Source organism: Mesorhizobium sp. C264A, assembly GCF_040324515.1.
Taxonomy (GTDB): Bacteria; Pseudomonadota; Alphaproteobacteria; order Rhizobiales; family Rhizobiaceae; genus Mesorhizobium.
The window spans coordinates 508,478-523,839 of the sequence record NZ_JAMYVY010000002.1 but is presented as its reverse complement, the minus strand read 5'-3'; the positions used below and the strand labels follow the sequence as shown (position 1 = coordinate 523,839).

The following is a 15,362-nucleotide window of genomic DNA, read 5'->3' as shown; positions in this document are numbered from 1 at the left end:
TTCGATGCGGGAAAGTGTCCCGCATCGACAGCCGGTCTGGCTTCAGAAACGGCCGATCTTGCCGAAAGCGGTCGGGTCCATGCCGAGCCGGCGCAGATCGTTGGCGCGCGGCTTGCGGCCGGCTTCGACGGCCCGCGAGGCGGCAACGGCGCTGCCGAACAGGGCAAAGGCGTCGCCTATGGCGGAAAACACGGTACGGTTGCTCATTGTCTTGACCTTTCGCGCGCCACCGCGCGCTCATCTTTGATTTGTGCAGTGCAACATAGATAGGGATGTGAAATCCGGGATCACAGGGCCGTTACCGCATAGCCGGCATGCGCCGCGCGCAATCCTGCCAGCCGTCCCCGGCTGCACTCTGCCCGGCCCGTCAACAGACTTGAAACACCGGCCGGGATCGTCTATATCAGCCTCAAATTCTTGGTCGGTATGACGAAGAGTGGGTCCACCCGGTCCCGCTCTTTTTTATTACCTGCCGGTCAGCCATCAGCAAAGAGATGGTTCGGGACGACGATCATCCTGATCCAGAGAACGACAGGAACCGCATGACTGCAACGGCAAGCGAAGCCGACGACCGCATCATCCGCGAAAGCGGTATCGATGCGCGCATCGCGCTGATCGTTCAGCCGGTGTTGCGAGGCATTGGCTTCCGCCTCGTGCGGGTGCATCTGTCGGGCCAGAACGGCCTGACGCTGCAGATCATGGCCGAACGCGAGGACGGCACCATGACCGTCGAGGATTGCGAAGAGGTCAGCCGCGCTGTGTCGCCGGCGCTCGACGTCGATGACCCGATCGAGAAGGCCTATCATCTCGAAGTGTCGTCGCCGGGCATCGACCGGCCGCTGGTACGCAAGTCGGATTTCGTCACCTGGACCGGCCATCTTGTGAAGATGGAAACCTCGGTGCCGGTCGCCGACCGCAAGCGCTTCAAGGGCAAGATCGCCGAAGCCGGCGAAGACGACATGCTGCTCGAGCGCGACAAGGCCGCCTACGGCGAAGAGCCGACGGTTCGCATTCCTTATGACGCGATCGCCGATGTGCGGCTGATCCTCACCGACGACCTTATTCGCGATGCCCTTTCGAAGGACAACCGGGAACGCAAGGAAGCCAAGAAACGCCGCGGCGAACCTGATGACGCACCCGAAGGTGCTGAAGGCGGCGCGGAAGACGAAATCGAACAGGAACTATGATGAGCGGCCGGGCCTAAAAGCTCGGCAACAAGCTCGGGAGAAATAAGATGGTTGTAAGCGCCAACAGACTTGAACTGCTGCAGATCGCCGACGCGGTGGCGCGTGAAAAGTCGATCGACAAGTCGATCGTCATTGCCGCCATGGCTGATGCGATCCAGAAGGCCGCGCGCTCGCGCTACGGCCAGGAAACCAACATCCGCGCCGACATCAACGCCAACACCGGCGAGATGAAGCTGCAGCGGCTGATGGAAGTGGTCGAGAAGGTCGACGACTACGCCACCCAGATCGCCATTTCCTCGGCCCGCGAGCGCAATCCGGACGCCCAGCTTGGCGACTTCATCGCCGAACAGCTACCGCCAGTGGATTTCGGCCGCATCGCCGCCCAGTCAGCCAAGCAGGTCATCGTGCAGAAAGTGCGCGAGGCCGAGCGCGACCGCCAGTATGACGAATACAAGGACCGCATCGGCGAGATCGTCAACGGCACCGTCAAGCGCGTCGAATATGGCAACGTCATCGTCGATCTCGGCCGTGGCGAGGCGATTATCCGCCGCGACGAGCTGATCCCGCGTGAAAACTACAAGTACGGCGACCGCGTCCGCGCCTATGTCTACGACGTGCGCCGCGAACAGCGCGGCCCGCAGATATTCCTGTCGCGCACCCATCCGCAGTTCATGGCCAAGCTCTTCACCATGGAAGTGCCGGAAATCTATGACGGCATCATCGAGATCAAGTCGGTCGCCCGCGACCCAGGCTCGCGCGCTAAGATCGCCGTCATTTCGCGTGACTCGTCGATCGATCCGGTCGGCGCCTGCGTCGGTATGCGCGGCAGCCGCGTCCAGGCCGTGGTCGGCGAATTGCAGGGCGAAAAGATCGACATCATTCCGTGGTCGCCTTCGGCCGCCTCCTTCATCGTCAACGCGCTGCAGCCGGCGGAAGTCGCCAAGGTCGTGCTCGACGAGGATGCCGAGCGCATTGAAGTGGTGGTTCCCGACGACCAGCTGTCGCTGGCCATCGGCCGTCGCGGCCAGAACGTGCGTCTTGCCTCGCAGCTCACCGGCTGGGACATCGACATTCTGACCGAGGCCGAGGAGTCTGAGCGCCGCCAGAAGGAATTCGTCGAACGCTCGTCGCTGTTCATGGAAGCCCTTGATGTCGACGAGATGGTCGGCCAGGTGTTGGCCTCCGAAGGCTTCACCAGCGTCGAGGAAGTTGCCTACGTCGATTCGGGCGAGATCGCCTCGATCGACGGTTTCGACGAAGACACCGCTTCGGAGATCCAGACCCGCGCCCGCGAATATCTGGAGAAGATCGAAGCCGAGCATGACGACAAGCGCAAGGCGCTGGGCGTCACCGACGAACTGCGCGAGATCCCTGGCGTCACCACCGCCATGATGGTGACGCTCGGCGAGGATGGCGTGAAGACGATCGAGGATTTCGCCGGCTATGCCGCCGACGACCTGACCGGCTGGAAGGAACGCAAGGACGGCGAGACCAAGGTATTCCCGGGTGTGCTCGCCAATCACGGCGTGTCGCGCGCCGACGCCGAGCAGATGGTTCTGGCAGCCCGCCTCAAGGCCGGCTGGATCACAGAAGACGAGCTTGCAGCCGAACAGGTCCCGGCTGACGAAGCCGTTGGTGCGTGAGGTGAAACCGCATCGCACACAACCCGCCCCAGGACGAGATGAACGATCGCACCTGCATCGTCACGCGCAAGCAAGCCGAGCCGGATGAGCTGATCCGTTTCGTCGTCGGCCCGGATTCGGCCGTCGTTCCTGACCTGAAGAGAAATCTGCCCGGCCGTGGTTGTTGGGTGAGCGCCGACCGCCTACATATCGACAAGGCGGCGGCGAAGAACCTGTTTGCCCGCGCCTTCAAGGCGCAGGTCGTCGTGCCGCCCGATCTCGGCGGCATGGTCGACGGACTGCTTGCACGATCCGCTTTGGGTATGCTTGGCCTTGCCCGCAAGGCTGGCTCGATCGCACTCGGCGCAACCAAGGTCGAGAGCGCGGTGCGCTCGGGGTTGGCGCTTTTCGTGCTCCACGCGACCGAGGCATCCGACGATGGCGTGCGCAAGATCAGTCAGGCGCGGCGGGCAACTGTCCACCTCGGCGGGCCTGCAGTCCTTGCCTACAAACTTTTCTCCGAGGCCGAGTTGAGCTTGGCATTGGGGGGTACAAATGTGATACATGCTGCCGTTCTCGCGGGAGACGCGGGCAAGGCGGTTGAGAGGCGCATGGTTGCGCTCGACCGATATCGGGGCGGAACCCCCGACGATCTGGCAATGCTTGCGGCCGTTGCTGACGAAGATGATGCTGCAGAGGATATGGAATGAGCGATACGAAATCGGGCGACGACAAGACGTTGAGTGTTACACCGAAGAAGACCTTGACGCTGAAGCGCCCCGGTACCGAGCAGAGCGTCGTGCGACAGAATTTCTCGCATGGCCGCACCAAGCAGGTCCAGGTCGAGATCAAGAAGCGCAAATTCTCCATGCCCGGCGACAAGCCGGAGCCGGTGGCTGCACCCGTATTTACGCCCAAGCCCGCGGTAGTGGCAGCCCCCGTCGTGCAGGAAGCGCCCAAGGCGCCTCCGCCGCCCCCGGCCGAACGCGGCGGCATGGTGCTGAACGAACTGTCGCGCAATGAAATGGAAGCGCGCCGCAGGGCGCTCGAAGGCTCCAAGGTTCGCGACGTCGAGGACCGCCAACGCGCCATCGAAGAGGCCAAGCGCCGCAACGAGGATGAGGAACGCCGCAAGCGCGAGCGCGAGGAATCCGCGCGCCGTCAGGCCGAGGAAGAAGCCCGCCTGCAGACCGAGGCCGAGTCCCGCCGCCGCGCCGAGGAAGAAGCGCGCCGCCGCGCGCCGCAGGCTGCCGAGCTTGTGGCATCGGACGACGAGGAAGAGGTCAAGCCGAAGCGCACCGCCGCCGGCGCCCCGGTACGCCGTCCGGTTACGCCCGAAGTGGCGCGCCCGGCCAAGCCGACCAAGGCCGAGGAAGACCGTCGTCGCGGCAAGCTGACCCTCAACACGGCTCTTTCCGACGAGGACGCGCGCGCCCGCTCGCTGTCGTCGATGCGTCGCCGCCAGGAAAAATTCAAGCGCGCGATGCACAATGAGCCGCGCGAGAAGGTTATGCGCGAAGTGATCCTGCCTGAAACCATCACCATCCAGGAACTGGCGCAGCGCATGTCCGAGCGCGCTGTCGATGTGGTCAAGTACTTCATGAAGCAGGGCCAGATCCTGAAGCCGGGCGACATCATCGACGCCGACACGGCCGAGCTGGTCGCCACCGAATTCGGCCACACGGTCCGCCGCGTCGCCGAGTCCGACATCGAGGAAGGCCTGTTCAACATTGCCGACAATGCCGAGGACCTGGTGTCGCGGCCGCCTGTCGTGACCATCATGGGCCATGTCGACCACGGCAAGACCTCGCTGCTCGACGCCATCCGCAATGCCAATGTCGTCTCCGGCGAAGCCGGCGGCATCACCCAGCATATCGGCGCCTACCAGGTCGAGAAGAACGGTCAGAAGATCACCTTCATCGACACGCCCGGTCACGCCGCCTTCACGGCGATGCGCGCCCGCGGCGCTCAGGCGACCGACATCGCCATCCTGGTGGTGGCGGCCGACGACAGCGTCATGCCGCAGACCATCGAATCGATCAGCCATGCCAAGGCGGCCGGCGTTCCGATCATCGTGGCGATCAACAAGATAGACAAGCATGATGCCGATCCGCAGAAGGTGCGGTCGGAACTGCTGCGCCATGAGGTGTTCGTCGAATCGATGGGCGGTGAAGTGCTGGACGTCGAAGTGTCGGCGACCAAGGGCACCAACCTCGACAAGCTGTTGGAAGCGATCCTGCTGCAGGCCGAAATCCTCGACCTCAAGGCCAATCCGGACCGTACCGCCGAGGGCGTGGTCATCGAAGCCCAGCTCGACAAGGGCCGTGGCCCCGTCGCCACCGTACTGGTGCAGACCGGCACTTTGATGCCGGGCGACATCCTCGTCGCCGGCAATGAGTGGGGCCGGGTGCGCGCTCTGGTCAACGACCGTGGCGAGCAGATCAAGGAGGCGCCGCCGGCTATGCCGGTCGAGGTGCTCGGCCTGCAGGGCACGCCGCAAGCCGGCGACCGCTTCGCTGTCGTCAACAACGAGGCCCGCGCCCGCGAGATCACCGAATATCGCCAGCGTCTGGCGCGCGAGAAGGCAGTGGCTCGCCATGCCGGCCAGCGCGGCTCGCTCGAACAGATGATGTCGCAGCTGCAGACGAGCGGGTTGAAGGAATTCCCGCTGGTCATCAAGGGCGACGTGCAGGGTTCGATCGAGGCGATCAACGCCGCTCTCGACAAGCTTGGCACCGACGAGGTGCGTGCGCGCATCGTTCATGCCGGCGCCGGCGCCATCACCGAAAGCGACGTGTCGCTGGCGGAGACCTCGGGGGCCGCGATCATCGGCTTCAACGTCCGTGCCAACGTGCAGGCACGTGCGGCCGCGGCGGCCGCGGGCATCGAAATCCGCTACTACTCGATCATCTACAACCTCGTCGATGATGTGAAGGCAGCACTTTCCGGCCTGCTGTCGCCGGAACGCCGAGAGACCTTCATTGGCAATGCCGAGATCCTCGAGATCTTCGACATCACCAAGGTCGGCAAGATCGCCGGCTGCCGTGTCACCGAAGGCAAGGTCGAGCGTGGAGCGGGCGTGCGCCTGATCCGCGACAACGTCGTCATCCATGAAGGTACGCTGAAGACCCTCAAGCGCTTCAAGGATGAAGTCGCGGAAGTTCCGGGCGGCCAGGAGTGCGGCATGGCCTTCCAGAACTACGAGGACATGCGCGTCGGCGACATCATCGAGTGCTTCCGCGTCGAGATGGTGACCCGGACGCTCTGAGTTCGCATACTGTCGATACGACCGGGCGGTGGTCGAAAGACCGCCGCCCTAACATTAATGCCTGTCGCCCAAAAGTGCGGGATAAACGACATGCATAGAACAAATATGAGACATGGCGGCACGGTCCCATCCCGCGCCTCACGCTTTCCGGATTGAGAAAAATGCCCCGTCCAACCGCCTCCAGCCCATCCCAGCGCATGCTTCGCGTCGCCGAACAGGTGCGCCATGCGCTGTCGGAAACCTTGCAGCGCGGCGAGATTATCGACCCGCTGATCGAGAACACCGTGGTTTCGGTCTCGGAAGTGCGTATGTCCACTGATCTGAGGGTCGCAACGGCCTTCGTTTCGCCGCTCGGCGCCAAGGACACGGGTGCGGTCATCGACGCGCTCAACAAGCACGCGAAGTTCGTCCGTGGCCGCGTCTCCGGCGCGCTCCGCCAGATGAAGTTCATGCCGGAGTTCCGCTTCAAGCTCGATACGTCCTTCGACAATTTCGCCAGGATCAACGATTTGCTGAAATCGCCGGAAGTCGCGCGAGACTTGGGTACCGATGGCGAAGACAACGACAAGGACGAGAAATAGTGGGGCGCCGCGGCAAGAAGAAGGGCCGGCCGATCTCCGGCTGGGTGGTGCTGGACAAGCCGGTTGGCATGGGTTCGACCGAAGCCGTCTCCAAGATCAAATGGCTTTTCCAGGCCGAAAAGGCCGGCCATGCCGGCACGCTCGACCCGCTGGCCTCTGGCATGCTGCCGATCGCGCTGGGCGAGGCAACCAAGACCGTGCCTTATGTGCAGGACGGCGCCAAAATCTACCGGTTCACCGTCGCTTGGGGCGAGGAGCGTTCGACCGACGATCTCGAAGGCCTGGTGACGCAAAGTTCCGACCGCCGTCCGGCGGAAGAAGATGTCAGGGCGCTGCTGCCGAACTACACCGGCGTCATCATGCAGACACCGCCGCAATTCTCGGCCATCAAGATATCAGGCGAACGCGCCTACGATCTCGCCCGTGGGGGCGAGACAGTCGACATCCCCGCGCGCGAGATCGAGATCGGCCGTCTGGACATCGTCGAGCACGCTGCCGACCACACTTTGTTCGAGGTCGAATGCGGCAAAGGCACCTATGTGCGCTCGCTGGCCCGCGACATGGGCCGCGACCTCGGCTGCTTCGGCCACATCGCCGAATTGCGCAGGGTCGAGGTCGAGCCGTTCACCCAGGAGGATTTCGTCACCGTCGCCGAACTGGAAGCCGCCCGTTTCGGCGAACAGCGCGAAGCTGACAAAGAGGGCGACGCCGATGTTGCCGACGCGCCGATCGACTTTGGCGCCATCGATGCGCTGCTTGTCGACACGGCCGCCGCGCTCGACTGCCTGCCCCAGATCGCCATCAGCGACGAAGCGGCGACCAAGATCCGCCTTGGCAATCCCGTCATCATCCGCGGCCGCGACGCGCCCGTGGAAGCCGAGGAAGCCTGCGCCACCGCGCGCGGCAAGCTTGTCGCCATCGGCGCCATCGAGCAAGGCATGTTCAAGCCGAAGCGGGTCTTTGTCGGCTGACCACTCTCGTCTAGTCTTACGTCGACGTCACATCCGAGGGGCACATGGCAAAGGCTGAGGCGGTGAAGAAGCGGGCGCCGGTGACAACGCGCCGGCCGCCGGTTGGCGCCTCGCCCGGCACGCTGATCGCCGATCCGGCGGCGCGACGGTCCGAGCTGCGGCTGACGCTGATTTCGCCTGAAAAATTCAAGACCATCAACGATGCCAGCATCGACGATCTCAACAACCATTGCGACAACTGGCCGGTTGTCTGGCTGGACTGCACCGGTCTCGCCAACATCCAGCTGATCGAGGAGATCGGCCGGATATTCAACCTGCATCCGCTGGCTCTGGAGGATGTCGTCAACACCGGCCAGCGGCCGAAGGTCGACTTCTTCGAGGACCACGCCTTCGTCGTCATGCGCATGATCGACGACGTCAAGGTGCATCGCTATGAGCAGATCGCGGTGTTCTTCGGCAAGAAATTCGTCGTCACCTTCCAGGAGCGCGAAGGCGATCCGTTCGACCCCGTGCGCAAGCGCATCGCCGCAGCGTTGCCCAACCGCTTGCGGATCCGCGGCGCCGACTATCTGGCCTATGCGCTCATCGATTCCATCGTCGACAGCTATTTCCCGCCGATTGAGGCCGCTAGCGAGGAGGTCGATGGCATCGAGGACGAGATGCTCAACACGCCTCACAAGCATCAGATGCGCCAGCTACACGAATTGCGGCGCGACGCCAATGTGCTCAAGGGCGTGCTGTGGCCGATGCGCGACGCGCTGGCGACGCTGATCCGCAACGACGTGCCCTATGTGAAGCCGGAGACGAAAATCTTCTTCAACGACACGCTCGACCACGCATTGCGGCTGATCGAGCTGGTCGAGAACCAGCGTGATATGCTGACCGGCTTGATCGAAATGCATTTGTCGCTGAGCCAGGCGCGCACCAACGACGTCATCTCTTATCTCACCATCGTCTCGGTGATCTTCATGCCGCTAACCTTCCTGGTCGGTATCTGGGGGATGAATTTCGATCCCGAGATCTCGCCGTGGAACATGCCGGAACTGAAAGCCTACTATGGCTACCCGGCTTCGCTGCTGTTCATGCTGGCCGTTGCTGTCGGGCTGATCGTCTTCTTCAAAAGCAAGAAGTGGCTGTAAGGTTTCGGTGTCAGGGAATCCTGGATACCCGAGCAAAGGGCTGCGACAAGCCGGCTTTATGAATGGGCTGGTGTTTTCCGGGGAATTGCCCTATATGCGCCGCAGCATCGCGCCATGTCGCTTTGCTTGCACCGGCCCCTGCTGGACGACATCCCGGCTGAGGGCGACCCGTTTCCTCAAACAGATAAGGAAAAACACGATGTCGATTACTGCCGAGCGCAAACAGGAATTGATGGGTGAATTCGCAACCGCGAAGGGCGATACCGGGTCTCCGGAAGTCCAGGTGGCCATCCTTTCCGAGCGCATCAAGAACCTGACCGACCACTTCAAGGACCACAAGAAGGATAACCATTCCCGCCGTGGTCTGCTCGCTCTCGTCTCCCAGCGCCGCAGCCTGCTTGATTATCTCAAGCGCAAGGATGACGCGCGCTATCAGACGTTGATCGAGAAGCTCGGTCTGCGCCGTTGACGAATTGACCGGCGGGCTTTCGAAGGAGAGCCCGCCGGTCGCGCATTCTGCCAGTCGCACCGATTGGCCAGACCCGGTTTCGAGCGTGCAGAGGCCACTCGAAACCGCCCATGGACGGTCATGGGGCAGGATTGCAGGACGCTCGTGCGCTAACCAGCGCCGAAATCTACCCGAGCTTCCCGTTGTCTTGCCCGTGGCTGCCCGAGAAAGGAAGCCAGGGAAAGGGCATCCGCGCACCGTGAAACGGCGCGGCCCTTTCCGCTTATTAAGGACAAGATATGTTCAACTACCACAAAGTGGAAATCGAATGGGGCGGCCGTCCGCTCATCCTGGAAACCGGCAAGATCGCACGTCAGGCTGACGGCGCGGTGCTTGCGACCTACGGCGAAACCAAGGTTCTCGCCACCGTCGTTTCGATGAAGGAGCCGAAGCCAGGCCTCGATTTCTTCCCGCTGACCGTCAACTACCAGGAAAAGACCTACGCCGCCGGCAAGATCCCGGGCGGCTACTTCAAGCGCGAGGGACGTCCGAGCGAAAAGGAAACGCTGGTTTCCCGCCTGATCGACCGCCCGATCCGCCCGCTCTTCGCCGACGGCTACAAGAACGACACCCAGATCGTCGTCACCGTCGTCCAGCATGACCTCGAGAACGATCCCGATATCCTGTCGATCGTCGCCACCTCGGCCGCTTTGACGCTGTCGGGCGTTCCCTTCATGGGCCCGATCGGCGGCGCCCGAGTCGGCTACATCAACGGCGAATACGTGCTCAACCCGCATGTCGATGAGATGCAGGAATCCAGGCTCGACCTCATTGTCGCCGGCACCGCCGACGCCGTGCTGATGGTCGAGTCCGAAGCCAAGGAACTCGGCGAAGAGCTGATGCTCGGCGCCGTCATGTTCGGCCACAGGGGCTTCCAGCCGGTGATCGACGCCATTATCAAGCTGGCCGAAGTTGCGGCCAAGGAGCCGCGCGATTTCACGGCGCCGGACTACTCCGCGCTCGAAGCCGAAATGCTGAAGATCGTCGGCGACGAGCTCAGCAATGCCTACAAGAACGTCGACAAGCAGAAGCGCTACGCTGCCGTCGACGCCGTCAAGGCGAAGGTCAAGGCTGCGTTTGCCCCGGCTGAAGGCGAAGACGCCAAGTACACCTCCGAGCAGATCGGTTCGGTGTTCAAGGAACTCCAGGCCAAGGTCGTGCGCTGGAACATCCTCGACACCGGTTCGCGCATCGATGGCCGTGACCTCAAGACTGTCCGCAAGATCGTCTCGGAAGTCGGCGTCCTGCCGCGCACGCACGGTTCGGCGCTGTTCACCCGCGGCGAGACCCAGGCGCTGGTCGTTGCCACGCTGGGCACCGGCGAGGACGAGCAGTATGTCGATTCGCTGACCGGTATGTACAAGGAGAAGTTCCTCCTTCACTACAACTTCCCTCCCTACTCCGTCGGCGAGACCGGCCGCATGGGTTCGCCGGGCCGCCGCGAAATCGGCCACGGCAAGCTCGCCTGGCGCGCCATCCGTCCGATGCTGCCGAGCGCGGACCAGTTCCCCTACACGCTGCGCGTCGTCTCGGAGATCACCGAGTCCAACGGTTCGTCGTCGATGGCCACCGTCTGCGGCACATCGCTGGCGCTGATGGATGCCGGCGTTCCGCTGGCCAAGCCGGTTGCTGGTATCGCGATGGGCCTGATCAAGGAAGGCGAGCGCTTCGCGGTTCTGTCCGACATCCTGGGTGACGAAGATCACCTCGGCGACATGGACTTCAAGGTTGCCGGTACCGAAGGCGGCATCACCTCGCTGCAGATGGACATCAAGATCGAGGGCATCACCGAGGAGATCATGAAGATTGCGCTGGACCAGGCCAAGGACGGCCGCCAGCATATCCTCAGCGAGATGGCGCATGCTCTGACCGGCGCCCGCCCCGAACTCGGTGAGTTCGCACCGCGCATCGAGGTTATGCACATCCCGACCGACAAGATCCGCGACGTGATCGGCTCCGGCGGCAAGGTTATCCGCGAGATCGTCGAGAAGACCGGCGCCAAGATCAACATCGAGGACGACGGCACGGTCAAGATCGCTTCGTCGAACGCCAAGGAGATCGAGGCGGCCAAGAAGTGGATCCATACCATCGTCGCCGAGCCGGAAGTCGGCGAGATCTACGAAGGCACGGTCGTCAAGACCGCCGACTTCGGCGCTTTCGTCAACTTCTTCGGTCCGCGTGACGGCCTCGTCCACATCTCGCAGCTTGCCAACGACCGGGTCGCCAAGACCTCGGACGTCGTCAAGGAAGGCGACAAGGTCTGGGTCAAGCTGATGGGCTTCGACGAGCGCGGCAAGGTCCGCCTGTCGATGAAGGTCGTCGACCAGGCCACCGGCAAGGAAATCGCCCGCGACAAGAAGGCCGAAGGCGAAGAAAACGCCGCCTGAGTGGTCTGACAATAGAGTTGAACGGGCGCGGCTTATGTCGCGCCCGTTTTCGTTTAATACCCGTCTACGACATGAGAATCGAAGAATGGCCGCTGAGCCGCTGAAGACACTGTTCCATCCCTTCGAGGCCGAGGGGCTCCCTCTGCCGCAAAAAGGCGAGCGTGTGGTGTTCCTGGGTGCGGAGCCCGGCTTCCGCTTGCCGGAAGGCTTCGAGGCAGAGCTCCATCTTGCACAGGGTTTCCGGCCGCATCTCCGAGCGCTGGAGCGTGCCGGTCACAAGGTAACGCCCCGCGCGGAAGGCGATGCATTCGATGCAGCGCTCGTGCTTGCCGGCCGCCATCGTGGGCTAAACGAGATGCGTATTGCCGAGGCGATCGAACGCGTCACGCCGGGCGGTCTGATCATTGTCGCCGGCGGTAAGGACGAAGGCATCGCCAGCCTGCGCAAGCGCATCGACGAGCTTGTCCCCATCGAAGGGCATCTGCCGAAATATCACGGCATCGCCTTCTGGCTTCGCCGTCCGGTCGATCTGGCGCCTGCGGAAAAACTGCGCGTCGCCAATCCTGCCTTGGTCGTAGAGGACCGCTTCCGCACCGCGCCGGGCATGTTCTCCTTCGACCGCATCGACGCCGGCTCGAAACTTCTGGTCGACAACCTGCCCAAAGACCTGCGCGGCAACATTGCTGATTTCTGCGCCGGCTGGGGCTATGTCGCCGCCGAGGTCGCGGCACGTTCATCCGGCATAACGGGGCTCGACCTTTACGAAGCGGATTTCGACGCGCTTGAGGCGGCCAAGGGCAATATCGGCCAGACAGGCTTCGAGCCCGGCTTCTTCTGGACCGATCTGCTGAGCGAGCCGGTCGAGCGGCGCTATGATGCCATCGTCATGAACCCGCCCTTCCATCGCAGCCGGGCGGCCGAGCCGGAAATCGGCGCCGGCATGATCCAGGCGGCGGGCAAGGCGCTGAAACCGGGCGGGCGGCTGTTCATGGTGGCGAACCGTCAGCTGCCTTACGAACCGGTTCTGAAGGCTGTCTTCTCCAGCCATGCCGAACTCGCCCGCGACGGCATGTTCAAGGTTTTCTCCGCGCGCCGATAGGACGGTGCCGGTCGCCTCAATGCATGCTGACGATGCGCGCCGGCTCGTGGACGGGAATGGTCGGTCTGATATCGCCAGGCTTGATCTTGAGCGGCGCCGGCCTGCCGAACAGATAGCCCTGCACCATCTCGCAACCAGCTGCTCGCAAAAGCGTCGCCTGGTTCTCGGTCTCGACGCCTTCGGCGATGATGCCGACGCCGAGCGCCCGCGACAGGCCGACGATGGTAGAGACGACGGCGCCCGAATTCGAATCGGTGTCGATGCGGCTGACGAAGGAGCGGTCGATCTTCAGCTTGCCGAAGGCGAAGTCGATCAGGTAGCTGAGATTGGAATAGCCGGTGCCGAAATCGTCGACGGCCACCGAAATGCCCATGTCGGCAAGCTGCTGCAGGATGGTGGCGGCGCGGTCGCGGTCCTGCATCATCGCCGTCTCGGTCACTTCGAGCTCCAGCCGCGACGGCTTGATGCCGGTGCTGGCCATCGTATCGCGCACGATGCCGACGAAATCCTTGGTCATGAACTGGACCGGCGAGATGTTGACGGCAACGAAGCAGTCCTCGGGCAAATGACGGGCATCGCTGCAGGCCTTGTTCAGCACCCAATTGCCGATCGGGTGGATCATGCCGGTCTCTTCGGCGATCGGAATGAATTCCATCGGCGGGATCATGCCGCGTTCCGGGTGCTTCCAGCGGATCAGCGCCTCGTAGCCGACGATACGGCCGGTCGGCAGGTCGAGCTGCGGCTGGTAGTGAAGGTCGAAATCGCCACGGACGAAGGCGATGTGCAGTTCGGATTCGATCCAGTGGCGGTAGTCGGCGACCTGGCCCATGTCGGAATGGAAGACCGACCAGTTGCCCACGCCGCCGGCGCGGGCATTCTGCAGCGCCAGGTTGGAGCGGCGCAGGATGAGGACCGGATCGACGCCATCCTTTGGCATCGCCACGATGCCGACCGACAGGCCGACCGACTGCAGGTGAGAATCGAGCTGGTACGGCTTCAGCATCTCCTCGATCATGGTTTCGACGGTGCTTTCCATGGACCTTTGGAGTTGGTGTTCCCAGACAAGGATAGCGAACTCGCCGGCGCCGATGCGCCCCATCACCGCGCCTTCGGGCATGCAGGCCTTCAACCGCTTGGTGAAGCCGCGGATCAGTTCGTCGCCATGGCTGTAGCCGATGGCGTCGTTGATCTGCTTGAAGCGGTCGATGTCGATGTCGATGAGGAACACCGGCTCACCGGTCCTGATCGTCGCGGACGCCGCGTCGGCAATCCTGCCGACCATCGCCGGCCGCGCAAAAAGCCCGGTCAGCTTGTCAAAATGGGTTTCGTTGAAAACGTAGTCCACCGATTCATCGACGCCGGCGAAGAAGGACAAGGCAGCACCGGCGGCGGCCAGCGCGCATAGCGCCGACGCGATGCCGATCATGGTTTCCGCCTGCATGCCGGCAAAGCCGTCCCCGAAACCATGCCGGAGGCCCCAAAGCCCAAGGATGAAACTGCCAAGGCCCGAACTGGCGACGGTGAGCAGCCGGAACACAGGTGTTCGCTTCGGGTTGCTGACAGCAGGCATTGCTCAGTCCCTGTCGCATGATCCCGAAATCAACTCGACTTTCGGGAAATATCAAGCGCAAATTCATAAAGGCTAAAGCATCCTTTGCGCCCAGCAAGAACGCGCAGAGCCCAAGCCCATAAGACTTCTAGCGGATATCTCCTTAAAATGAGTTTCCGCCGATGCATCTAATTTTACTGGTGAGTTAATCGCGTACGCTGTCGGTCTGCTTCAACTCATCCAGGGTTGGCATCGACACGATGTGATAGCCGGAATCCACATAATGGATTTCGCCGGTGACGCCTGACGAGAGGTCGGACAAAAGATAGAGCGCCGAGCCGCCGACCTCGTCGATGGTCACCGTGCGGCGCAGCGGCGAGTTGCGCTGCTGGTAGGAGTACATGTGGCGGGCGTCCGAGATTCCGGCGCCGGCCAAAGTACGCACCGGTCCCGCCGATATGCCGTTCACCCGGATGCCGCGCGGGCCATAATCGTTGGCGAGATAGCGCACGCTGGCTTCCAGCCCGGCCTTGGCGACGCCCATGACGTTGTAGTTCGGCATGACGCGGACAGAGCCGGCATAGGTCAGCGTGATCATCGCGCCGCCTTCGCTCATCAGCGGGGCGGCATGGCGGGCGACCTCGGTGAAGGAGTAGCAGGAGATGACCATGGTGCGGACGAAATTGTCGCGGCTGGTGTCGGCGTAGAGCCCTTTGAGCTCGTTCTTGTCGGAAAAGCCGATGGCGTGGACGACGAAGTCGAGCCCGCCCCATTCCTTGCCGAGCGTCTCGAAGGTGGCGGCGACCGATGCGCTGTCCTCGACGTCACAGGGCACCACCAGAGACGCGCCAAGCTTCTCGGCAAGCGGCTTGACGCGGCGCCCGAAGGCGTCGCCCTGATAGGTGAAGGCAAGCTCCGCCCCGTGTTCGGACAATTTCCTGGCGATGCCCCAGGCGATCGAATGATCGTTGGCGACGCCCATGACAAGCCCGCGCTTGCCCTTCATCAGTCCGTCCATGGCCGGCAATCCCCCTACAAAAAAAACGCTGGC

13 protein-coding genes are annotated in these 15,362 nt (G+C 62.9%); 10 read left to right on the top strand and 3 right to left on the bottom strand.

All coding sequences use genetic code 11. The features are described 5' to 3' along the window. Positions 1 to 42: 42 nt before the first annotated feature. Positions 43 to 207 (bottom strand): hypothetical protein, encoded by a 165-nt coding sequence (locus tag NKL04_RS21585; RefSeq protein ID WP_023669553.1) that lies wholly within the window; start codon positions 205 to 207, stop codon positions 43 to 45. 335 nt (positions 208 to 542) lie between these two features. Here NKL04_RS21585 and rimP point away from each other — a divergent pair, with 335 nt between their 5' ends. From rimP to NKL04_RS21535, 10 genes are all read left to right on the top strand, one after another. After that, positions 543 to 1,187 (top strand): ribosome maturation factor RimP, encoded by a 645-nt coding sequence (rimP, locus tag NKL04_RS21580; protein WP_023699460.1) that lies wholly within the window; start codon positions 543 to 545, stop codon positions 1,185 to 1,187. Between the two features lie 47 nt (positions 1,188 to 1,234). Continuing rightward, positions 1,235 to 2,830 (top strand): transcription termination factor NusA, encoded by a 1,596-nt coding sequence (gene nusA, locus NKL04_RS21575; RefSeq protein WP_023699461.1) that lies wholly within the window; start codon positions 1,235 to 1,237, stop codon positions 2,828 to 2,830. Between the two features lie 38 nt (positions 2,831 to 2,868). After that, positions 2,869 to 3,519, top strand: a complete 651-nt coding sequence (locus tag NKL04_RS21570; protein ID WP_023669556.1) for an RNA-binding protein — start codon at positions 2,869 to 2,871, stop codon at positions 3,517 to 3,519. Next, positions 3,516 to 6,077 carry a translation initiation factor IF-2 gene (gene infB, locus NKL04_RS21565; RefSeq protein ID WP_023699462.1) on the top strand — a complete coding sequence of 854 codons (2,562 nt, stop codon included), beginning with the start codon at positions 3,516 to 3,518 and terminating at the stop codon, positions 6,075 to 6,077. Before NKL04_RS21570 ends, infB begins: the two co-directional genes overlap by 4 nt. Before the next feature lie 161 nt (positions 6,078 to 6,238). Further along, positions 6,239 to 6,658: a 30S ribosome-binding factor RbfA gene (gene rbfA / locus NKL04_RS21560; protein WP_023692585.1), complete on the top strand. Its 420-nt coding sequence runs from the start codon at positions 6,239 to 6,241 to the stop codon at positions 6,656 to 6,658. After that, on the top strand, positions 6,658 to 7,629 hold the full coding sequence (gene truB, locus NKL04_RS21555; RefSeq protein ID WP_023699463.1) for a tRNA pseudouridine(55) synthase TruB: 972 nt from the start codon (positions 6,658 to 6,660) through the stop codon (positions 7,627 to 7,629). The genes rbfA and truB overlap by 1 nt, the downstream gene beginning before the upstream one ends. 44 nt (positions 7,630 to 7,673) lie before the next feature. Beyond that, entirely contained in the window at positions 7,674 to 8,768 is a 1,095-nt protein-coding gene (gene corA, locus NKL04_RS21550) for a magnesium/cobalt transporter CorA (protein ID WP_352724361.1), read from the top strand. 94 nt (positions 8,769 to 8,862) lie between these two features. Continuing rightward, a complete protein-coding gene (gene rpsO / locus NKL04_RS21545; RefSeq protein ID WP_280790898.1) occupies positions 8,863 to 9,237 on the top strand; it encodes a 30S ribosomal protein S15 in 375 nt (124 codons plus the stop codon). Positions 9,238 to 9,515: 278 nt separating this feature from the next. Further along, positions 9,516 to 11,663, top strand: coding sequence for a polyribonucleotide nucleotidyltransferase (pnp, locus tag NKL04_RS21540; protein WP_023682005.1), 2,148 nt, complete (start codon positions 9,516 to 9,518; stop codon positions 11,661 to 11,663). Positions 11,664 to 11,748: 85 nt separating this feature from the next. Beyond that, positions 11,749 to 12,762 carry a class I SAM-dependent methyltransferase gene (locus tag NKL04_RS21535; RefSeq protein WP_023688737.1) on the top strand — a complete coding sequence of 338 codons (1,014 nt, stop codon included), beginning with the start codon at positions 11,749 to 11,751 and terminating at the stop codon, positions 12,760 to 12,762. A 16-nt stretch (positions 12,763 to 12,778) separates the two neighbouring features. Here the strand turns inward: NKL04_RS21535 and NKL04_RS21530 are convergent, their stop codons facing one another. Together NKL04_RS21530 and fabI are read right to left on the bottom strand one after the other, a co-directional pair. Next, positions 12,779 to 14,332 (bottom strand): putative bifunctional diguanylate cyclase/phosphodiesterase, encoded by a 1,554-nt coding sequence (locus tag NKL04_RS21530; RefSeq protein ID WP_023669563.1) that lies wholly within the window; start codon positions 14,330 to 14,332, stop codon positions 12,779 to 12,781. Positions 14,333 to 14,516: 184 nt separating this feature from the next. Beyond that, a complete protein-coding gene (fabI, locus tag NKL04_RS21525; RefSeq protein WP_023669564.1) occupies positions 14,517 to 15,329 on the bottom strand; it encodes an enoyl-ACP reductase FabI in 813 nt (270 codons plus the stop codon). Between the last annotated feature and the right edge of the window lie 33 nt (positions 15,330 to 15,362).